Raw genomic sequence first — 2,881 nt, forward strand, 5'->3', positions numbered from 1 at the left:
CAGCCTCGCCGCCGGAGGTGCAGCCGCCGACCCCGCCTCGGATGGCATGACCGGGGAGCAGCTCTATTATCTGTTAGTAGCCGAATTCGCCACCGTGCAACGGGAGCCACAACTGGCCATTCCAGCTTGGCGGGAAGCCGCCAAACTGGCGCCAGAAGCCAATGTCCTCGGGCGCGCCACACAGATCACCGCGCAATTCGGCGATTTTCCAGGTGCTCTGCAACTTGCCAAACGCTGGCGCGAGACCGCTCCGGGGAACGCCCAAGCAGATCAGTTTGAAGCCGCGCTGCTCCTCACCACAGGTCAGGATGAGCAAGCCATTCAGTTACTACAGGCCACGCTTGCCCGCTTTCCCAACAACCCGAAGGTCACCTTGCAACTCGCTGAATTACTGGTGGCCCACGGACGCAGCGGTGAGGCGCGACGATTGTTGAGTGCGCTAGCCGACAAAGACCCGCAATCCGCAGCCGCCTATTATGCGCTCGGACGTATCGATCTCGATGAAAAACAACCAGAACACGCCATCCCCTGGCTGGTGAAAGCGCTCAGTCTCCGTCCGGACTGGCAGGAAGCCGCCATCAGTTTCGCCGAAGCACAGCAAGCCACCCAAGGCACTACCGCCGCTTTGCACAGCATTCAAAGTTTCACGGCCAGCCACCCGGAAGCCACGCTCGCCCGTCTATATCTGGCTGCGCTCTACCTCAAAATGGGTGGCCTGACACAGGCCTATCGCCTCTACCAGAACATGGCACGACAAAACCCCGATGACCCCGATATCATCCTTTCTCTCGGCCTTATGGACGTCGAGCGCGGCAACTGGAAAAATGCGGAAGCCGCTTTGCAGCGCGCCCGCGAATTGGCGCCCCAGTCCCCCGCCCCACTCTACTATCTGGGGCGCCTCTACGAGGCACAGAATCGTTGGGCCGAAGCATTGCAATGGTACCAGCGCATTCATCCCGGTCCTCTGTATTCTGAGGCAGAGCTGCGCAGCGCGCGCGTGGAATATCTGTTGGGGCACCACGACAAAACCATCAAAAAACTGCGGGCCCTGGCGGCCGCGCGCCCGCATGAGGCACAGATTCCGCTGCTGGAAGCAAACCTGCTGCAAGACAGCGGCCATCTTCACCAAGCCCTACAGGTAGTCAGGCAGGCCTTGCAGCGCATGCCCAACCAACCTGGACTCTGGTACGCGCAAGGCGCCATCTATGAGCAATTGAAAGATTATCCGGCCATGGAAAAAGCCATGCGTACAGTTATCCGCCTCGCACCGGATCATGCACAAGCCTACAACTTCATTGGCTACAGCTTGGTCGAACGGCACAGCAACCTGGTCGAAGCACAAAAGCTACTGAGCAAGGCATTGAGCCTGAGTCCTGACAACCCCGAGATTCTGGATAGTATCGGCTGGCTGCGGCACGTGCGGGGCGACAACCTCCAGGCTCTGGAGTATCTGCAGAAGGCTCATACGGCCTTACCTGACAATGCCGCGGTGAGCGCACACCTCGGGCAAGTTCTCTGGTCACTAGGGCGCCACACAGATGCCCGGCAGGTCTGGCAAAGTGCGCTGCAAAAACACCCGGACGATGCCACCCTCAAAAGCAATCTGGCCCGCCAGCCATGATGACTCCCTATCCCAGAGCATCCGTCCGGCGCCCTGTACGAAGGCCGCTCCACACACTGGCCGCACTCCTGCTCACCGGCGTATTATCCGCCTGCGCCACCACGCCCCCCATCCAACCGTCCGCTCACATCATCCTGTCAACGACCGAGAGAAATCAGGTCGTCGCCAGTCTAAAATATTGGCAAGCCAGCGGACAGGCCGCTCTCAGCACACCGAAAACGAGCAAAGATTTCGGATTCCGCTGGAAGCAATCCCCCCAACACCAGGAACTTTCCATCTATGACCCTCTCGGCCGTACGGTCGCGCGCATCGAAGTCGACCCGCAAGGCGCGCATCTGCAACTGGCCAATGGCGCGACACGACAAGCAAACAACCTGGATACCCTCCTCGCACTGGTCCTCCACGTCGAACTACCCGCGAGTGAATTGCCAGACTGGATGCTTGGCCTGCACGGCGCGGCGGTAACTGAACGGCAGAATTCAGCCGGCCTGCCCACCGTACTCCACAGCGGCCCCTGGCAAATCCACTATCTCCAATATGCGTCAGTAGGCGGCCTGAGCATGCCCAAACTGCTCCAAGCCATGGGTCCGGCGGGCATCACCCTACGCCTTGCCATCACCCAGTGGCGTATGGGAGGCCACAACGCCCCATGAGCGAAAATTATCCCGCACCCGCGAAGCTGAATCTGATGCTTCGCGTTATCGACCAGCGCAGCGACGGTTATCACGAGTTGCAGACCGTATTTCAGTTTATCGATCTGGCTGACCAACTCCAGTTTGACTCGCGCCCCGCCGGGCGATTTTCCCGCAGCGGCGGACCGGAAGGCGTGCCGGAAGCGAACGATCTGAGTATCCGCGCCGCGAAATGTCTGGCCGATGTCGGCGGTGTCCATGAAGGAGTCCATATTCACATCGACAAATTTCTGCCCATGGGCGGGGGTATCGGCGGAGGTTCCTCGGATGCCGCCACCACCCTCATCGTGCTCAATCGGCTGTGGCGTACCGGTCTACGCCGCGAAGAACTCATGGAAATTGGCGCCAGCCTCGGTGCTGACGTTCCTGTATTTATTTTCGGACGCGGTGCCTGGGCGGAGGGTCTGGGCGAGCGTTTGCAAGCGCTCGACGCCCTCCCGGAAAGTCACTATGTGCTGCTGCACCCGCAGGTGTCCGTAAGTACACGGGAGATTTTCACCGCCCCTGAATTGACACGGCATCACGTGCCCAGCACAATAGGCGCGTTTCTCGGCGGGGCGACGGAAAA

The 2,881-nt window shown here is 60.1% G+C and carries 3 protein-coding genes; all 3 read left to right on the forward strand.

Translation table 11 applies throughout. The annotated features are described in order from the left end of the window. A partial coding sequence (locus HF921_RS12095; RefSeq protein WP_215893887.1) for a tetratricopeptide repeat protein occupies nt 1–1,621 on the forward strand: 1,621 nt, incomplete at its 5' end. Further along, on the forward strand, nt 1,618–2,274 hold the full coding sequence (lolB, locus tag HF921_RS12100) for a lipoprotein insertase outer membrane protein LolB (RefSeq protein ID WP_215893888.1): 657 nt from the start codon (nt 1,618–1,620) through the stop codon (nt 2,272–2,274). The genes HF921_RS12095 and lolB, both read left to right, overlap by 4 nt. Further along, nucleotides 2,271–2,881, forward strand: a 611-nt coding sequence (gene ispE / locus HF921_RS12105) for a 4-(cytidine 5'-diphospho)-2-C-methyl-D-erythritol kinase (RefSeq protein ID WP_215893889.1), incomplete at its 3' end; no start/stop codon positions are given. The genes lolB and ispE, both read left to right, overlap by 4 nt.

The organism is Acidithiobacillus ferriphilus, from assembly GCF_018854775.1.
Lineage (GTDB): Bacteria > Pseudomonadota > Gammaproteobacteria > Acidithiobacillales > Acidithiobacillaceae > Acidithiobacillus > Acidithiobacillus ferriphilus.